A 17946-nucleotide genomic window follows, 5' to 3' on the forward strand; every position below is an offset into this window, starting at 1 on the left:
TATATAAATCGTGACGTAGTGTGTTTCAAAGAGAAAGGGGTTCATTTAATGACCGAAAAAAAAGTCTTTTCATATGAATGGGCTGGCCGTACCTTAACTGTTGAAGTTGGTCAGCTAGCTAAACAAGCAAACGGAGCAACATTAGTACGCTATGGTGAATCCGCTGTACTTGCAACTGCAACAATGTCAAAAACACCAAAGGCTCTTGACTTCTTCCCATTAACAGTAAACTATGAAGAACGTCTTTATGCTGCCGGAAAAATTCCAGGTGGATTTATTAAACGTGAAGGTCGACCATCCGAACATGCGATTTTAGTATCTCGTTTAATTGACCGTCCAATTCGTCCAATGTTCCCAGATGGCTTCCGTAACGAAGTACAAGTAATCTCAATGGTTATGTCATCAGATCCAGATTGCCCAACAGATATGGCAGCGATGTTTGGTTCTTCATTAGCATTAGCAATTTCAGATATTCCTTTCAACGGGCCAATCGCTGGAGTACACGTTGGTTATATCGATGGCGAGTTCGTTATCAATCCTACAGTAGAACAATCGGAAAAAAGTACGGTTCACCTTTCAGTGGCAGGGAACAAAGATGCAATTAACATGGTAGAAGCAGGGGCTCTAGAAGTACCGGAAGAAATCATGCTTGAAGCAATTATGTTCGGTCATGAAGAAATTAAAAAATTAATCGCATTCCAAGAACAAATTGTAGCTGAAGTAGGTAAAGAAAAAATTGCTGTAGAACTATTTGAGTTAGATGCAGAAATTACTGCAAAAGTAAAAGCAATGTGTGAAGAAGATATGAATGCTGCAATTCAAACTGTTGAAAAACACGCAAGAGAAGATGCAATTAATGCAGTAAAAGAACGTGTGGTTCTTGCTTATGAAGAACAAGAAGCAGATGAAGAAACTTTAAAACAAGTAAAAACAATTTTAGATAAAATGGTAAAAGATGAAGTTCGTCGTCTGATTACAGAAGAAAAAATTCGACCAGATGGACGTAAAGTTGATGAAATTCGTCCTCTTTCTTCTGAGGTTGGGTTATTGCAACGTGCTCATGGTTCAGGTCTATTTACTCGTGGACAAACACAAGCACTATCAATTTGTACATTAGGTCCATTAGGAGACGTACAAATTATCGATGGACTAGGTCTAGAAGAGTCAAAACGTTTTATGCACCATTACAACTTCCCACAATTCTCTGTAGGTGAAACAGGACCAATGCGCGGACCAGGACGCCGTGAAATTGGACATGGTGCATTAGGTGAACGTGCACTATTAGCAGTAATACCAGATGAATCAGAATTCCCATATGCAATTCGTTGTGTATCAGAAGTATTAGAATCAAATGGTTCAACTTCACAAGCTTCGATTTGCGCTAGTACTTTAGCGATGATGGATGCAGGTGTACCAATTAAAGCGCCAGTTGCTGGTATTGCAATGGGTCTTGTTAAAAAAGGTGAACATTATACAATTTTAACGGACATTCAAGGAATGGAAGATCATCTTGGAGATATGGACTTTAAAGTAGCAGGTACTGCAAAAGGTGTTACTGCACTTCAAATGGATATTAAAATTGATGGTCTATCACGCAACATTTTAGAAGAAGCACTACAACAAGCAAAAGTTGGTCGTATGGTCATTTTAGAATCAATGCTTGCAACACTTGACCAACCACGTAAACATTTATCAAAATATGCACCAAAAATTGAAGTAATTCATATCAATCCAGATAAAATTCGTGATGTAATTGGTTCAGGTGGTAAGACAATCAATAAAATTATTGATGAAACAGGCGTAAAAATTGATACAGAGCAAGATGGTACAATTTATATTTCTTCAGCAAATGAAGCAATGAACAAACGTGCAAAAGAAATTATCGAATCAATCGTACGTGAAGCAAAAGTCGGCGAATACTACATGGCTACTGTAAAACGTATTGAAAAGTTCGGTGCATTCTGTGAAATCTTCCCAGGTAAAGATGGTTTATTACACATCTCTGAAATCCAAGAAGAACGCACAAATAAAGTTGAAGACGTATTAAAAATTGGCGATCAACTTTTAGTAAAATGTATCGAGATTGATAACCAAGGTCGCGTTAACTTATCACGTAAAGTAGTCATCAAAGAAGAAAAAGAGCGCGCAGCACAAGCTCAAGAATAATAGAAACAAAAAAGTACAACATCAAATGTGAAGTTGTACTTTTTCTAATTTTATAACTCTTGTCGTAATGCATTGATTACTTGGATTTTTGTAGCTTTTCGTGCTGGTCGCCATCCCGAAAAAATAGCTACAAGTATACTAATACTACCAGCGATGATGATTAAACTAAATGGTATTATTGAAAACGTAATGTCATGTTCCATGATACTTTCATCCGACAATGCGTAGGAGACTATATGTGGTAAGATGGCATTGGCTAAAAAGCTGATGAAATAGGAAACACCAATTGCTAAAATCGTACCTAAAATTCCGATAAACGTACTTTCCATTAAAAATAATCGTTGGATTAAGTTTGGAGAAGCACCGATTGCTTTAAGAACACCAATTTCTCGTGTTCTTTCTGTTACAGCCATCGTCATCGTATTAAAGATTCCGATAGAGGCAATTAAAATGGCGATTGTTCCAATGAAAACTAGACCAAGTTTAAAAATAAGGAAAAATAAATCCAATTCTTCTAATTGCTCCACTTGGGAATACACTTGATAATTATTTTCTTTTAATATATCTAAAACTGGTAGTACATGCTCTAAGCTATCAACATAAATGAGTGTAGTAGAGGATGTAGTTATAGAAGGATACGCATTTTTTAATGTATCACTAAACATAATAGACGAATCAATATACCAATCATAAGAAGGTTTTTTCAAAATACCAACGATTGTATAAGGTTTAGGTTCACTATATTCTTCAGTAGCATCATCAACAAATTGAAGTTCCACAGTTTTGTTTAAAATTTCCCCTTTATACCCTTCTTCTGATCCATCATAGTAGCTTCCTTGTTCTTGCGCAGCCTTTGATTTTCGTTCAATCTCAGCGTTATCTGTTTCATTAAATAAACTTTGAGCATAATGATAACCGACAATGATTTCATTTTCCGCTTCAGGTAAGCGTCCTTCACTCAAATTTGTTGGAAGTTTCTTTTGAGCAGCCATATCAATGAATACACCGTTAGAATCTCCTTCTCGGTCTTCAAATTTTGAGTGAATATACCCATTAATACTTTCCTTTTTTAATACAACATTGACATGCTCTATTTTTTCAATAAAAGTCTTATCTTCATCTGATAATGTTTCATTGCCCCATAATTCAATTTGGGTAATTTGTTCTTGATTCAATATTTCGTTTCTCATCGTTTCTTGTATCCCAAAACCAATAGAGGCAAGGACAATTAGAAAGGAACAGCCAATCATCGTTGCAAGAACGGTCATTGTGACACGGAGTTTATTTTTTTTCATATGTTGCAATACGAATAATATTTGGTCTTTAAAAAGCATATTTTGTACCTCCTACAAGAAATCCATCACTCATACGCAGTTTACGATTTGCAATGGATGCCACTTCTTCGTCATGTGTAATAATGACAAAAGTGATTCCTTCATTTTTATTTAATTGTTGAATTAATAACAAGATGTCTTGTTCAGTTTGTGAGTCTAGGCTTCCTGTTGGTTCATCTGCTAAAATAATAGGAGGATTGGTAATCATTGCTCTTGCGATAGCAACGCGTTGTTGTTGTCCTCCTGAAAGTTCATTTGGATAGTGATCTTCTACTTCCATTAATCCAACCTTTTTAAGAATTTCTTGTACTTTCTTTTTTCGAACAGGTTGTCTAATTCCTTTTAACTTTAGAGGGAGTTCAATATTTTCAAATACTGTTTGTCCCGGTAATAGCTGGAAGTTTTGAAAGACGAAACCGAAATGATTCATTCGAAAAGCTGCACTTTCTTTTTCAGAAAAATGGGCAATTTCCGTATTATTTATAATGATTGATCCTGAGTCTGCTTTCAGGAAACCAGCAAGGATTTGGAGTAATGTAGATTTTCCAGATCCACTTTTACCAACGATGGCTACGATTTCTTTGGATTCAATATTAAAATTTATCCCTTTTAATACTTCAACTCGGTTTTCTTTTCCTTTTTTACCGATTGTAAAAGTATGTTTTAATGAATCTACTTTTATCATAATGTCATTCCTTTTTTATGTGATAGCTAAATTGTAGGAAATAAATCTGAAGAAAGTAGAAGTGTAAAAGTGAAGAAATTCTTAAGAATTGAATAAAACGAATTTAATATTTTCTTCAAAGTTGATGATTGTAAAAGATTAGCATATGATTATGAAATGTAATTTCAATAGGTAGGTGTGGATATTATTGGTGAATGTTTATACATGTAAAAATGGTGTTCGAATTGTATCTGAGCACATCCCCCATGTTCGTTCTATATCTGTTGGGATTTGGGTAGGGGCAGGATCGCGATTTGAATTGCCAGAAGAAAATGGGATTACTCATTTTATTGAGCACATGCTTTTTAAAGGAACAAATACAAGAACAGCAAGACAAATTGCTGAAGAGTTTGATCGTATCGGTGGAGAGGTAAATGCTTTTACATCAAAGGAAAACACTTGTTATTATGCAAAAGTGTTAGATCATCATGGTCCATTAGCCATCTCGATACTAGCAGATATGTTCTATAACTCTACATTCACAAAAACAGAATTAGAAAAAGAGCGTCAAGTCGTATTAGAAGAAATTTTAATGAGTGAAGATGCACCTGATGATGATGTACATGAAGTATTATGGCGAGTAATGTATCCGAACGATGCTTTGGGATTACCGATATTAGGGACAAGTGAAACACTCTCAACATTTACGGATGACACGATAAGAAATTATATGGATAAACACTACTATCCGGAAAATATTGTGATTTCAGTTGCTGGAAATATTACAAAGGAGCTTCTTCTATATATTGAGAAGCTTTTTAGTGAAATGAAACGTTCCCCTAAGGCTGAAGAATCGATTTTAACATATCCACCTTTTCATTCAGGAAGAATGGTCAAAGAACGAGATGTGGAACAATCTCATTTAGCTATGTCTTATCCAGCAGTTGGCGCTAAAGATCCAGATTTATATAGTTTTATTGCCTTAAACAATATAATAGGTGGAAATATGTCATCAAGACTGTTCCAAGAGGTACGAGAAGATTTGGGGCTTGCATATACAATCTATTCCTACCAATCCTGTTATCAAGATATTGGTGCGTTTACGATTTACAGCAGTACGAATAATCAGCAATTGCAATTGTTGCAAAATACGATTGACCAATCATTAAACAAAGTACGAAAAGAAGGTATAACTGAAACCGAACTCCTGAATGCAAAAGAACAGTTAAAAGGAAGCTTTGTCCTTGGGCTGGAAAGTACTAATTCACGTATGAGCCGTAATGGTCGTAATGAACTGAATACAAAACGGCATAAAACAATGGATGAAATCATAGCAGATATTGATGCTGTATCAATGGAAAAAGTGAATTACATGATTGAAACCATTTTAGGTACTGATCCTGCTATTTCGATAATTGGTCAAGGAGTAAAATAAAAAACTAAAGTTTAACTAAATAAAAATAGTGCCAGCACGTGTTGAATTAAGTTAATCGTGTTGGCACAAGCCTTTTTAAAATTCCTTTGTCTCATATAATTTTACGGATAGTAAATAGGATATAGTTAAGATGATTAATGCAAAAATTGGACTAACATAGCTCATCCTTTGTAAAGTTTCTACGGATGGTAATGTAGGGAGTGCGATTATATCTAATACAAATTTTAGGCCGTAACTAAGTGAAAATACGAGGATGAATAACACAATTCGCGCCTTTTGTGTGCCAAATTTAATAAAAGTCGGAATTATAAAAGATAACAAAATAATGCTTAAAGATACAACTAAACAAATGATTGAGAATAATTCATTAATCTTGAAAGAGTCCGTAACATAATTAGAATATACAACAAAAGGACAAACAAGTAATAAGATACCCACAGTAAGAAGTAAACTTAGAATGTATTTACTTTTAACAATTTCTGATTTTCTAAACGGAAGAGTATTGGCAAACTTATCCCAACCACTCATTTCATCAAATGTAAAAATTGAAGTAATTTGTATTGTTCCGAATATTAAAGTAATGGCTAAAAGAATCATTGCATCTTCAAAATAAAATGACATGCCAATAACAATCAGTACGATGAAAAAGATCCATTTTATTTGGGACTTCATTGAGAAGAAGTCCTTTAATAATAAAGCTTTCATTATACACGTACTCCTTTCACAAAAAACAGCATTATCTCCTCAATAGTAGGTTGGTCTAATTGAAAAGCTGAACTAACTTCATTTCGTTTAACTAGTATCTCTACTCCATAGGCAGATTCTCTTGAACGGATTTTAGCATTAGTTGGTAACTCTAAAGATTGTTCCTTCGAACCCTTCCAAATACCAAGCTCATATAATAAAACATCTTTATTTTCACTAAATAATATTTCACCTTCATGAATAAATGTAATATAATCAGCAATTTTTTCTAAATCACTCGTAATATGCGATGAAAACAAAATACTATGTTTTTCGTCTTGCATAAATTCTAAAAATAAATCGAGTATTTCATCTCGTACAATAGGATCAAGACCACTTGTTGGTTCGTCTAAAATAAGTAGTTTGGGATGATGGGCTAATGCGATGATAATGGATAATTTCATTTTCATCCCTCGAGAAAGTTCTTTGATGGGTTTATTGATTGTGACCTTTAATTGTTTGAGTAAATCGAAGTAATAGGATGTATCCCAGTTTACGTAAGTCTCTTGTAGAAATTTATTAATTTGCTGAGCGGTTAGCGTTTCTGGAAAATGAATATCATCAAATACGACCCCAATTTGTTCTTTTATCGTTAAATTGTCGTCCTTTATATTTGAACCGAATATTTTTATCGTTCCTGCATCTTTTTTTAGCAAACTTAAAATACATTTAATAGTTGTAGTTTTTCCTGCACCATTTTCACCAACGAATCCCATAATTGTTCCCGTAGGTAAAGAAAAGGATATATCGTTTAGTTGAAATTGATTAAACTTTTTTCTTAAATTTGACACTTCAATTGCATAAGTCATTCCATTTCCTCCTCTACAAGTAAAGTTACTAATTCTAACAATTCATTTTTCATCATCCCTGCAGTTTTTGCAGTTTGTATTGCATGTTGTAGATGAGTTTCAATTTGCCGCAGTAGTTCCTCCCTTAAAAAATCTTGATTACGTTCAGCAACAAAGCTACCTTTTCCTGCAACCGTTTCAATAAAACCATCTCGTTCTAAATCTGTATAGGCTCTTTTCGTCGTCATGACACTAATTTTTAAATCTTTTGCTAAGCTTCTAATAGAAGGAAGAGCATCACCTGATTTTAGATCACCTGATAAGATTGCTTGTTTAATTTGCTGAGTGATTTGTTCGTATATTGGTTTTTCACTTGCATTACTTAAACGGATTTGCATCGTTGCACCACCTATATAACTGTATATATACAATATATACAGTTATAACAGATTGTGTCAATAGTGAATTATAGGCACCTTCATTTCTTACTTTGCATATAGTATCAATAAGCTCATGGAGGAGGGAGACAATGCTGCTATCGGAGCTTGCGGAAAAAGAACTGATTGAAATGGAAAATGGTGTGAGATATGGTTATCTATCAGAAACGGAATGTTTATTTGATCCAAAGACAGGTAAAATTTATGGATTTGAATTAGATAATCAATCTAGTAAAATGCCTTTCCAAAAGAAAAAAACCACTTCACCATTATTTATTCCGTGGGAAGAGATTCATCTTATTGGAGAGGATCGTATATTGTTCCGCAAAACATCAACAAGTAGAAGGCAGTTTGACAAATGAAAAATGAAAAATGGTTAGTAATTGGAACAGATGCAAGGATGAAGGTTCTAGCAAAACAGTTAAGTAACGGATATCGAACAGTTTATTTTAAAAATTTTAGTGAGTGGGATGAGGAACTAAACAAAACTGTTTTAGATTTTCATCCTCATTTTGTTGTGCTACCGATTCACCCTCTACCAATTAAAGTTCCAATCGTTCTGGGCCTATCCAATGCAGTTGTTTTCTCAGGAAAACTAAATGACGAATGGCGACACATTTTAAAAGAAAATGAAGTTCATTATTATCTAGAAGATGAAGGATTTATTTGGCATAATGCGGCATTAACAGCAGAAGGCTTTGTGTCACATTTTTATAATACAAAACGTGCAATACAAGGGAAAAAGTTTATTGTGACAGGATTTGGTCGAGTAGCGAAAATGGTTGCTCATATTTTAAAAAGTATTGGGGCTGAAGTGTGTATTGCGGTGAGATCAAATGTACAGCTCAATGAAGCAAAAGCATTTCGTTACGAAACTGTCGATTTATTAGATGTAGGAGAGATAAAAGGAGATTACCTTATAAATACAATTCCTGCAAAATGGTTAGATGAAGAATTTAACAAAAGAATAACGATGAAAATTTTCGATTTAGCCTCCTTTCCAGGGTGTTTACAAGATCAAGTTCAAAGAAATCAATATGAATTGTTACCTGCACTTCCAGGAAAGTTTTTCCCTGAAGACGCAGGAAACGTATTATATGAATCAATTGTTGAACAGTTAAGGAGGAGAAATGTTGCTACAAGGTAAAAGAATTGGTCTAGGGATAACAGCATCACATTGTACTTATGAGGATGTTGTACCAAAAATAGAGAATCTGCGTAAAGCAGGTGCTACCGTAGTACCAATTATTACGCATTCAGTTTTAACAGCAGCAACACGTTTTGGTACTGGAGAAGAATGGATTAAAAAAATAGAAGCTTTATCAGGTGAAAAAGTTGTTTCATCTATTGTTGAAGCAGAACCATTTGGACCAAAAAATCCATTAGATTGCATGGTTATTGCACCAATGACAGGGAATTCTATCAGTAAGTTTGCCAATGCGGCAACAGATAGTCCTGTTTTAATGGCTGCTAAAGCAACATTGCGAAATGGTTCACCTGTAGTTTTAGGTATTTCTACAAATGATGCACTTGGTTTAAATGGTGTAAATATAATGAGATTATTAAATTCAAAAAATATTTATTTCATTCCGTTCGGTCAAGATGATCCTTATAACAAACCAAACTCTTTGATTTCTGATTTCACAAAAATGGTGGAAACAGTAGAACATGCTATTTATCACAAAAAACAATTACAACCATTATTTATACAATATTTGAAATAATCAAATTTTCTAACACAAACTATTATTTTTATGATACAATCAACACCATTATGTTACTAGTTTTTGAGGAGAGATGAGTAGAATGGCTAAAGAATTATCAGTTGCTATTGTTGGTGCAACAGGCGCTGTTGGAAGCAAAATGAAAGAACAACTAATTAAAAGAAATTTCCCGATTAAAAATATAAAATTTTTAGCTTCAGCAAGATCAGCTGGAAAAGATATCGAATTTAATGGTCAAAGGTACAAAATCGAAGAAGCAACACCAGAGGCATTTGAAGGTGTAGATGTTGCATTATTCTCTGCTGGTGGTTCTGTGTCAGCTAAATTAGCTCCGGAAGCTGCAAAACGTGGTGCAGTTGTTATTGATAATACTAGTCACTTCCGTATGCACGAAGAAGTACCTCTTGTAGTGCCAGAAGTTAACAGAGAAGACTTAAAGAAACATAAAGGGATCATTGCAAATCCAAACTGTTCTACTATCCAAATGGTAGCAGCACTACAACCAATTCGTGAAAAATTTGGATTGACTCGTGTTATCGTTTCAACATATCAAGCAGTATCTGGTTCTGGTGTTTCTGCAATCGAAGAACTACGTGAACAAAGCGCACAATGGGATGCTGGTAAAAATGTAGAAGCGAATATTTTACCTGCGAAATCAGATAAAAAGCATTATCCAATCGCACGTAATGTCATTCCGCAAATCGATGTATTTACGGACAATGGCTTTACATACGAAGAAATGAAAATGATTAACGAAACGAAAAAAATCATGCACATGCCAGAACTACCTGTAGCTGCGACTTGTGTTCGTGTACCAGTTGTTTCTGGACATTCTGAATCAGTTTATATTGAAGTTGAGCAAGATGCTAGCGTTCAAGATATTTTTGATGTGTTAAGAAATGCTCCTGGTATTGTTTTACAAGATGATATTACTTCACAAGATTATCCAATGCCTTTATTTGTTGAAGGGGAAGACCCAGTTTACGTTGGGCGTATTCGTCAAGACCTTGCAAACAAAAAAGGATTCCACCTATGGATTGTTGCAGACAACTTATTAAAAGGTGCTGCACTAAACTCAATTCAAATTGCTGAAGCCATGTTGGAGGATAATCTACTCTAAGGGGTGTTATTGATTGGACTTAGGTAGAATTGCTACTGCCATGGTTACCCCATTTGATGAAAATGGTAATATTAATTATGAAGTAGCAGAGGGAATAATTGAATATTTAATTCAAAATGGTACAGATACAATTGTTGTATGTGGGACGACAGGTGAAACCCCAACATTATCAATTCAGGAAAAAAGGGACTTTATTGATTTTACAATTAAAAAAGTAAATAAACGAATTCCAGTAATTGCTGGTGTTGGAGTGAACGATACAGCATACACAATTGAAGCAACTAAAGTGGTTGAGTCATTTGGGGCTGATGGCATTATGGTTGTTGCTCCATTTTATAATAAGCCAAATCAGCGCGGTATTTATGCGCACTTTGAGGCAATCTCAAAGGTAACGAATTTACCAATCGTGGTATATAACGTACCAGGTCGAACAGGTGTAAATATTGCAGCTGAAACGACGATTACTTTAAGCAAAATACCGAATATTCGTATTGTGAAAGAAGCATGTGGTAATTTAGATCAAATGACAGAAATATTAGCAAATGTTTCTGATGATACATTTATCTATAGTGGAGATGACTCGTTAACACTACCTCTAATTGCGATTGGAGGGCGTGGAGTTATTTCTGTAGCATCTCATGTTGTTGGCAATGAAATGCAAGCAATGATTCGCGCTTTTGAAGAAGGTCATCATAAGAAAGCAGCAGCAATCCATCAAGCGTTATTACCATTAATAAAACAATTATTCGCAAACCCTAATCCAGTTCCAGTTAAATACGCAATGAGTAAAGTAGGATTTAATGTAGAAAAGGTAAGACTTCCATTAGTTGAATTGACAGACGAAGATAAAGCAGCGTTTGATCAAGTATGGAACACATTCCAAGAAAAAATGAAAAAGTTAAACATAAATTCCTAAACATTTAGACTGTATATAAACTCATAGCATTGAGTTTGTCTACAGTCTTTTTTCATTGCTGCTAAGTAAAACTTGGTAGCTATTGTTCACTGAGAATAAAACAAGAGATTAATAGCGAATTCTCCATATCTGGTAGCTATTATTAAAATTTACGCTTTTTTATTTGTGCTTCATTACTGGACACCGTATAATGAATTTAAGTGGTTGTGCGTTCGGGATATTTTAGGAGGAAATCAAGTGACGAAAACAAAAAATGAAGTAATCCGTGTAATCCCCCTTGGCGGAGTGGGAGAAATCGGAAAATCTATGTACGTAATTGAAATAGATGACGAACTATTTGTCGTTGATAGTGGTTTGATGTTTCCAGAAGATGAAATGCTTGGAATCGATATTGTCATTCCGGATATTACTTACTTAGAAGAAAATAAAGAGCGTGTTAAAGGTATTTTCTTAACTCATGGACACGAAGACGCAATTGGTTCAATATCATATTTACTACAAAAAATTAAAGCACCAGTCTATGGATCGAAGTTAACAATTGCATTGGCTAAGGAACATATTAAAGACTTACCAGTGCCACACCCAGTTAAATTTTTTGAAGTGACGAACAAAAGTCGAATGAACTTCAACTCTACGTATGTGACATTCTTCCATGTAACACATAGCATTCCTGATTCTCTAGGAATTGTATTCCATACTTCAGAAGGTGCTATCGTGCATACTGGAGAGTTTAAATTTGACCAATCTGCAAAAGGAAAGTACAAACCTGATTTATCAAAAATGGCACAAATTGGTGAAGAGGGTGTATTTATTTTACTTTCTGAATCAACAGAAGCAGAGCGACCAGGATATACAACAAGTGAAACGGTAATTGAAGAAAAGTTAGCAAAATACTTCTATTCAGCACCTGCACGAATTATTGTTGCAGTTTACGCATCGAATTTTATCCGAATTCAACAAGTATTTAACCAAGCACAAGATTCGAATCGCAAAATCGCAGTGATTGGAAAAAGTTTAGAAAAAGTAATCGATATAGGTGTAAAACTTGGTTATTTAACAATCGATGAATCCACACTAATTCCTGTTAGTGAAATTCAAAAATATAATGATGAAGAATTAATCATTATTATTACGAGTAACCAAGGTGAACCTTTAGAAGCGTTAGATAAGATTGTTCGAAAACAACATCGCGACATTCGAATTAAAGAAACAGACACTGTGCTAATCACTTTCACTCCTTCACCGGGGATGGAAATTCAGATGGCAAGTGCAATGAACAATCTTGCTAAACTGGGTGCTACGGTTTTAACATCGGATAAAAAAGTTCATGTATCAGGTCATGGTAGTCAAGAAGACTTGAAAATGATGTTAAACCTAATGAAACCAAAATACTTTATCCCAATACAAGGCGAATATAGAATGTTAATCGCCCATTCTAAGTTAGCACAAGCAACGGGATTACAAAAATCACAAATTTTTATTGCCGATAAAGGTGATATTGTAGAATACAAAAATGGCAAAATGCGTATGAGCGGCCGTGTACAAGCTGGTAATGTACTAATTGATGGTATCGGTGTTGGAGATGTCGGAAATATTGTCTTACGTGATCGTAAATTACTTTCACAAGATGGCATTTTCATAGTTGTTGTAACTTTGAACAGAGCTCAAAAGAAAATTGCATCTGGCCCAGAAATTTTATCTCGCGGATTTGTTTATGTGCGTGAGTCCGAACAGTTAATACTAGAAGCAACTGACCTCGCACGTGGTGTTATTGAAAAGTATGTAGATAAAGATACATTCGAGTGGACAAACATTAAACAAGAAATCCGTGATACGCTTAACGCTTACTTATTCCAAAAAACAAAGCGCCGCCCAATGATTATCCCAATTATTATGGAATATTAAGCACAAAAGTTTTAAAACAGGTTGTCGACAAAAAAATAGTTTAAAACTTGAAGGATTAATCGTCATCAACCGAGAAGGATTTTCTTAGCCGAATTAACGGTAAAGGAAATCCTTTTTTTCGCTAAAATATATGATAGTTTAGTTGTAATAGAAAAGTAGGTGAAAAAAGTGGCACAGAAAAAGCCGAGTACAAAAGCAAAAACAGGACTTCATCCGTTAGCTTATGAAATTATTGGCCTATTATTAATTGCCTTTGCAATTATCGTATTTTTTGAATATGGAGTTGTAGGTCGCACAATTCAGACAATATCGATGTTTCTTTTTGGAAACCTATATATTGCAGTTCCATTTTTTGCAGTATTCACTGCAGTATTATTAATGGTCCAAAGAAAAGGGATTTCCTTTAAAGATCGAGTTGTACAGGGATCTATTTTAATTCTATTAAGCTTATCGATATTTGGACATAGTGTATTATTTGAAGAATTATATAAAAGCAACAAACTACTAACAGATTCCGTTTTGAGGGAAACTTGGCGATTACTTATTGAAATGGATGGCATCGAAAATCGTAGTAGTGCATTAGGTGGTGGTATGATTGGTGCACTATTTTTTAGCATGTTCCATATTTTGTTTGATTCTGCAGGAGCAAAAATTGCTGCATGGTTTATATTATTTATTGGTATCATTTTAATTACTGGAAAAGCATTTGTTCCTTTAATAATAGAAAAAGCACCAAAAATTAAAAAAAGTTTCCCTAGAAGAAGAAAAAGAAGTAAAAGATCCGTAGTAAAAGACGAAAAACCAAAACGGCGTAGAAAGGCTAAAGAGAAATCAATAGCAGATGAAATAGCGATGACTACGGATGAAAAAGTCCCAATTAATCAACCCTCACATTATTTTGAAGAAGAGGAGCAAATAGAAGAACCGATCATACAGGCATTTACACGTAATATCCATAAGGAACAACCAAAACAAGAAAAAGTAAATGTTGAAGAAGTACCTGAAGAAAACAGGGAAGACATTGAAAAATTTGATAAATCCCTTCAACAAGCTGTAGAAGTAAATGTTGAAAACATAAATTATCGATTACCATCGATGAACTTGTTAGAACTTCCTCCCTCCCATGATCAAAGTGGTGAATATTCCATTATTCAATCTAATGCGAAAAAGCTTGAACAAACTTTTTATAGTTTTGGTGTAAAAGCGAAAGTAACTCAAGTTCATCTAGGTCCAGCTGTTACAAAGTATGAAGTAATGCCTGATATTGGGGTAAAGGTGAGTAAAATCGTAAGTCTTCAAGACGATTTAGCATTAGCCCTTGCAGCGAAGGATATTCGGATGGAAGCACCGATTCCAGGTAAGTCAGCAATCGGTATTGAAGTACCAAATAGTGAGATTGCCATGGTTACGTTAAGGGAGGTACTGGAGGCAAAAGAAAATAATAAGCCAAATTCAAAATTATTAATTGGATTTGGTCGAGATATTACTGGGCAAGCAATTTTATCTGAACTTGATAAAATGCCCCATCTACTTGTAGCTGGTTCTACAGGAAGTGGGAAAAGTGTTTGTATTAATGGAATTATCTTATCCATTTTAATGCGTGCAGCTCCCCATGAAGTAAAAATGATGTTAATCGATCCAAAAATGGTTGAATTAAATGTATATAACGGAATTCCACATTTATTAGCACCTGTAGTAACGGATGCAAGAAAAGCGTCACAAGCATTGCAAAAAGTAGTTTCTGAAATGGAACGCAGATATGATTTGTTTTCCCATACAGGTACTCGAAATATTAAAGGATACAACGACCATATAGAACAGATTAATAGAACTCAAAATGAAAAACAGCCAAAATTACCTTATATCGTTGTTATTATTGACGAGTTAGCAGATTTGATGATGGTTGCTTCCCATGATGTAGAAGATTCGATTACTCGATTAGCGCAAATGGCACGTGCAGCAGGTATACACCTAATAATCGCAACACAAAGACCATCAGTGGATGTAATTACTGGAGTTATTAAAGCAAACATTCCTTCACGTATTGCTTTTGCAGTATCATCTGCAGTCGATTCGCGCACAATATTAGATATGGGTGGTGCTGAACGATTATTAGGGAGAGGTGATATGTTATTTTTACCAGCTGGTTCTTCAAAGCCAATTCGTGTCCAAGGATCGTTTGTTTCAGATGCTGAAGTAGAGGCAGTTGTTGATTTTGTAATTGAACAACAAAAAGCTCAATATGATGAAACTATGATTCCAACAGACGAACCAGATAAAACTTTTGAAGATGAAACTGATGAATTATATGACGAAGCTGTACAACTTGTAGTTGAGATGCAGACCGCTTCCGTTTCGATGTTACAGCGTCGTTTTAGAATTGGTTATTCAAGAGCAGCACGTATTGTCGATCAGATGGAATTGAGGGGAGTAGTTGGTCCACCAGATGGTAGTAGACCTCGACAAGTACTTATTACAAAAGCAGGAGTCGAAAATGGATAGCCTTTAATAATAGCATATTAATGTCAAAAAACGTTAATAATCTACTTTTATTAAAGAATAATTGTATGCAAATCTATTTCCTTTAATGAATAAAAATGGTATAGTATGAACGATTAGTAGGAATGTTCAACATCAGATGTCTGATCTTTTGTTGTGGTGGTGATGAAATGTCAATAAAAGCAGACCATCGTCATTTATACCTACAAGTAATTGATCGTTTAAAATCGGATATCGAAAAAGGAATATATAAAGAAAATGAAAAACTTCCTTCCGAATTTATACTTTCAAAAGAACTTGGGGTAAGTCGTGCAACATTACGTGAAGCGCTAAGATTATTAGAAGAAGAGAATGTTATCGTTCGCCGCCATGGAGTTGGAACATTCGTAAATCCAAAACCTGTCTTTTCTTCAGGTATTGAACAATTATCGAGTATTTCATCCATGATTGAAAAAGCTGGGATGACACCAGGAACAATTTTCATTAAGGCAACTGAAGACACTCCAACAGAAGATGATTTAGAACGCTTTGGCTGTGACGCAAATGACTTGGTAATTACAATTGAACGAGTAAGAACAGCTAATGATGAACCTGTAGTCTACTGTGTGGACAAGGTATTGGCTAAACATCTTCCAGAAGATTTCGTTCAGAAAAAAGAAGTATCCATTTTCTCGTCGCTTGAACAATCTGGTGACATTCACGTGGCCTATGCTGTAACTTACATTGATCCAATTGGATATCATGAACAAGTATCACCTATATTAAACTGCGGTCGAGAAACAGCATTACTTGTATTAAAACAACTACATTATGATGATAATGATTGTGTTGTTCTCTACTCTAAGAATTACTTCCGGGCTGATAAGTTCAGTTTCCATGTAATTCGTAAAAGAGTGTAGAGCAAGGTTCAAAAATTCCTGCTAATTACAAAATCTTGGGGGGTTATCTCATGAAGAAACGTAAATTTGCCTTTGCGTTATCAGGGTTATTAGCACTTGGTACAATCCTTGGCGCATGTGGTACAAAAGATGAAACAGAAGAAAAAGATACGAACACTGGTACTGAAGAAACTGCTGAAAACTTCTCTGTTGCAATGGTAACAGATACTGGTGGGGTAGATGACAGATCATTCAACCAATCAACTTGGGAAGGTATCCAAGCATTTGGTGAAGAAAATGGCCTTGAAAAAGGCGATGGTGGTATTGATTATTTAGAATCAAAATCAGAATCAGATTATGTAACAAACTTAAATAACTTAATTCGTCGTGACTTTGATTTAGTATTTGCAGTAGGTTTCGCATTACATGATGCAGTTGATGAAATTGCTGGTCAAAAACCAGAAGCAAAAATCGCTATTATTGACGAAGTTGTTGATGGTAGAGATAACGTAGCATCAATTATGTTCCGTGCAAACGAAGCTTCATACTTAGCAGGTGTAGCTGCAGCTCTTGAAACAAAAACAAACAAAATTGGTTTCATCGGTGGTATGGAAGGTGCTATCATTGGTGGATTCCAAGCTGGATTCGAAGCTGGTGTAGCAGCAATTAATCCAGATATCAAAGTTGATGTAAAATATGCAGAGTCTTTCACAGATGCAGCAAAAGGTCAACAAATTGCAAAAAGCATGTATGATTCAGGTGTAGATATTATCTTCCACGCTGCTGGTGGTGTAGGTAACGGTTTATTTACAGAAGCAAAAGAACGTAAACAAAAAGATCCTAATGCAAATATTTGGGCTATCGGTGTAGACCGTGACCAATATGATGAAGGTAAAGTTGATGATAATACAAACATCGTATTAACATCTGTATTAAAACGCGTTGACGTTGCAGCTCAAGAAGTTGCAAAATTAGCTAAAGAAGGTAACTTCCCTGGTGGACAAACAATCACTTATGGTTTAAAAGACCAAGGTGTAGACTTAGCTGATTCTCGCGGTGCTATTTCTGAAGAAAACTTAGCAAAAATTGAAGAATATAAACAACAAATTATTGATGGAACAATTAAAGTTCCAGAACAACCTGAGAAATAATTTTAGGTTTTCATGAAGGCTAGCCTAGCTAGTCTTCATGTTCTTTTAATGTTTAGAAACTTAAGGTTCTATAATATTTGTTGGGGTTTTACTACAATTTTTGACAATAAAAAAGCACGTAACCACCGATTTCGATATACTTGAATTGACGAGAAACAAGTTATGAAAGGTGATACGTGCAATAT

Annotated in this window: 16 protein-coding genes; 11 read left to right on the top strand and 5 right to left on the bottom strand. The window is 34.8% G+C overall.

The genetic code is table 11. The features are described 5' to 3' along the window. The first annotated feature begins 48 nt into the window (after positions 1-48). Positions 49-2166 (top strand): polyribonucleotide nucleotidyltransferase, encoded by a 2118-nt coding sequence (gene pnp / locus D8M03_RS02115; RefSeq protein ID WP_121213028.1) that lies wholly within the window; start codon positions 49-51, stop codon positions 2164-2166. Positions 2167-2216: 50 nt separating this feature from the next. On the opposite strand, the gene D8M03_RS02120 is transcribed toward pnp, so the two are convergent. Next, a complete protein-coding gene (locus tag D8M03_RS02120) occupies positions 2217-3500 on the bottom strand; it encodes an ABC transporter permease (protein WP_121213029.1) in 1284 nt (427 codons plus the stop codon). Next, the gene (locus D8M03_RS02125; RefSeq protein WP_121213030.1) at positions 3490-4185 is read right to left on the bottom strand and encodes an ABC transporter ATP-binding protein; all 696 of its coding nucleotides are present in this window, start codon (positions 4183-4185) and stop codon (positions 3490-3492) included. The genes D8M03_RS02120 and D8M03_RS02125 overlap by 11 nt, the downstream gene beginning before the upstream one ends. Positions 4186-4372: 187 nt before the next feature. Here D8M03_RS02125 and D8M03_RS02130 point away from each other — a divergent pair, with 187 nt between their 5' ends. After that, positions 4373-5599: a M16 family metallopeptidase gene (locus tag D8M03_RS02130; protein WP_121213031.1), complete on the top strand. Its 1227-nt coding sequence runs from the start codon at positions 4373-4375 to the stop codon at positions 5597-5599. 75 nt (positions 5600-5674) lie between these two features. Here the strand turns inward: D8M03_RS02130 and D8M03_RS02135 are convergent, their stop codons facing one another. From D8M03_RS02135 to D8M03_RS02145, 3 genes are read right to left on the bottom strand one after another with little or no spacing between them, the layout of a single operon-like run. Further along, a complete protein-coding gene (locus D8M03_RS02135) occupies positions 5675-6304 on the bottom strand; it encodes an ABC-2 transporter permease (protein ID WP_121213032.1) in 630 nt (209 codons plus the stop codon). Further along, on the bottom strand, positions 6304-7152 hold the full coding sequence (locus D8M03_RS02140) for an ABC transporter ATP-binding protein (RefSeq protein WP_121213033.1): 849 nt from the start codon (positions 7150-7152) through the stop codon (positions 6304-6306). The genes D8M03_RS02135 and D8M03_RS02140 overlap by 1 nt, the downstream gene beginning before the upstream one ends. Further along, positions 7149-7529: a GntR family transcriptional regulator gene (locus tag D8M03_RS02145; protein WP_121213034.1), complete on the bottom strand. Its 381-nt coding sequence runs from the start codon at positions 7527-7529 to the stop codon at positions 7149-7151. Before D8M03_RS02145 ends, D8M03_RS02140 begins: the two co-directional genes overlap by 4 nt. A gap of 131 nt (positions 7530-7660) precedes the next feature. Between D8M03_RS02145 and D8M03_RS02150 the strand changes: the two genes are divergently transcribed. From D8M03_RS02150 to D8M03_RS02190, 9 genes are all read left to right on the top strand, one after another. Then, positions 7661-7930: a YlmC/YmxH family sporulation protein gene (locus D8M03_RS02150; RefSeq protein WP_121213035.1), complete on the top strand. Its 270-nt coding sequence runs from the start codon at positions 7661-7663 to the stop codon at positions 7928-7930. Next, positions 7927-8715 carry an NAD(P)-dependent oxidoreductase gene (locus D8M03_RS02155; protein WP_121213036.1) on the top strand — a complete coding sequence of 263 codons (789 nt, stop codon included), beginning with the start codon at positions 7927-7929 and terminating at the stop codon, positions 8713-8715. The genes D8M03_RS02150 and D8M03_RS02155 overlap by 4 nt, the downstream gene beginning before the upstream one ends. Further along, positions 8702-9292 carry a dipicolinate synthase subunit B gene (locus D8M03_RS02160; protein WP_121213037.1) on the top strand — a complete coding sequence of 197 codons (591 nt, stop codon included), beginning with the start codon at positions 8702-8704 and terminating at the stop codon, positions 9290-9292. The genes D8M03_RS02155 and D8M03_RS02160 overlap by 14 nt, the downstream gene beginning before the upstream one ends. An 82-nt stretch (positions 9293-9374) precedes the next feature. Next, positions 9375-10412, top strand: a complete 1038-nt coding sequence (locus tag D8M03_RS02165; RefSeq protein ID WP_121213038.1) for an aspartate-semialdehyde dehydrogenase — start codon at positions 9375-9377, stop codon at positions 10410-10412. Positions 10413-10425: 13 nt separating this feature from the next. Continuing rightward, a complete protein-coding gene (dapA, locus tag D8M03_RS02170; protein WP_121213039.1) occupies positions 10426-11328 on the top strand; it encodes a 4-hydroxy-tetrahydrodipicolinate synthase in 903 nt (300 codons plus the stop codon). Positions 11329-11565: 237 nt separating this feature from the next. Then, positions 11566-13233 carry a ribonuclease J gene (locus D8M03_RS02175; RefSeq protein WP_121213040.1) on the top strand — a complete coding sequence of 556 codons (1668 nt, stop codon included), beginning with the start codon at positions 11566-11568 and terminating at the stop codon, positions 13231-13233. Between the two features lie 159 nt (positions 13234-13392). Further along, the gene (locus D8M03_RS02180) at positions 13393-15735 is read left to right on the top strand and encodes a DNA translocase FtsK (protein WP_414674140.1); all 2343 of its coding nucleotides are present in this window, start codon (positions 13393-13395) and stop codon (positions 15733-15735) included. A gap of 167 nt (positions 15736-15902) precedes the next feature. Next, entirely contained in the window at positions 15903-16631 is a 729-nt protein-coding gene (locus D8M03_RS02185; RefSeq protein ID WP_121213042.1) for a GntR family transcriptional regulator, read from the top strand. Positions 16632-16681: 50 nt separating this feature from the next. Beyond that, complete coding sequence (locus D8M03_RS02190) at positions 16682-17761, top strand: BMP family lipoprotein (protein WP_121213043.1); 1080 nt, start codon at positions 16682-16684, stop codon at positions 17759-17761. Positions 17762-17946 lie beyond the last annotated feature (185 nt).

It is taken from the genome of Ureibacillus endophyticus (assembly GCF_003628435.1).
Taxonomy (GTDB): domain Bacteria; phylum Bacillota; class Bacilli; order Bacillales_A; family Planococcaceae; genus Ureibacillus; species Ureibacillus endophyticus.

What these genes read in the sequence shown, in the direction of transcription:
- D8M03_RS02140 (WP_121213033.1), bottom strand. Translation starts at nt 7,152, where the DNA reads ATGACTTATGCAATTGAAGTGTCAAATTTAAGAAAAAAGTTTAATCAA.
- D8M03_RS02185 (WP_121213042.1), top strand. Translation starts at nt 15,903, where the DNA reads ATGTCAATAAAAGCAGACCATCGTCATTTATACCTACAAGTAATTGAT.
- D8M03_RS02120 (WP_121213029.1), bottom strand. Translation starts at nt 3,500, where the DNA reads ATGCTTTTTAAAGACCAAATATTATTCGTATTGCAACATATGAAAAAA.
- pnp (WP_121213028.1), top strand. Translation starts at nt 49, where the DNA reads ATGACCGAAAAAAAAGTCTTTTCATATGAATGGGCTGGCCGTACCTTA.
- D8M03_RS02125 (WP_121213030.1), bottom strand. Translation starts at nt 4,185, where the DNA reads ATGATAAAAGTAGATTCATTAAAACATACTTTTACAATCGGTAAAAAA.
- D8M03_RS02145 (WP_121213034.1), bottom strand. Translation starts at nt 7,529, where the DNA reads ATGCAAATCCGTTTAAGTAATGCAAGTGAAAAACCAATATACGAACAA.
- D8M03_RS02155 (WP_121213036.1), top strand. Translation starts at nt 7,927, where the DNA reads ATGAAAAATGAAAAATGGTTAGTAATTGGAACAGATGCAAGGATGAAG.
- D8M03_RS02150 (WP_121213035.1), top strand. Translation starts at nt 7,661, where the DNA reads ATGCTGCTATCGGAGCTTGCGGAAAAAGAACTGATTGAAATGGAAAAT.
- D8M03_RS02135 (WP_121213032.1), bottom strand. Translation starts at nt 6,304, where the DNA reads ATGAAAGCTTTATTATTAAAGGACTTCTTCTCAATGAAGTCCCAAATA.
- D8M03_RS02165 (WP_121213038.1), top strand. Translation starts at nt 9,375, where the DNA reads ATGGCTAAAGAATTATCAGTTGCTATTGTTGGTGCAACAGGCGCTGTT.
- D8M03_RS02190 (WP_121213043.1), top strand. Translation starts at nt 16,682, where the DNA reads ATGAAGAAACGTAAATTTGCCTTTGCGTTATCAGGGTTATTAGCACTT.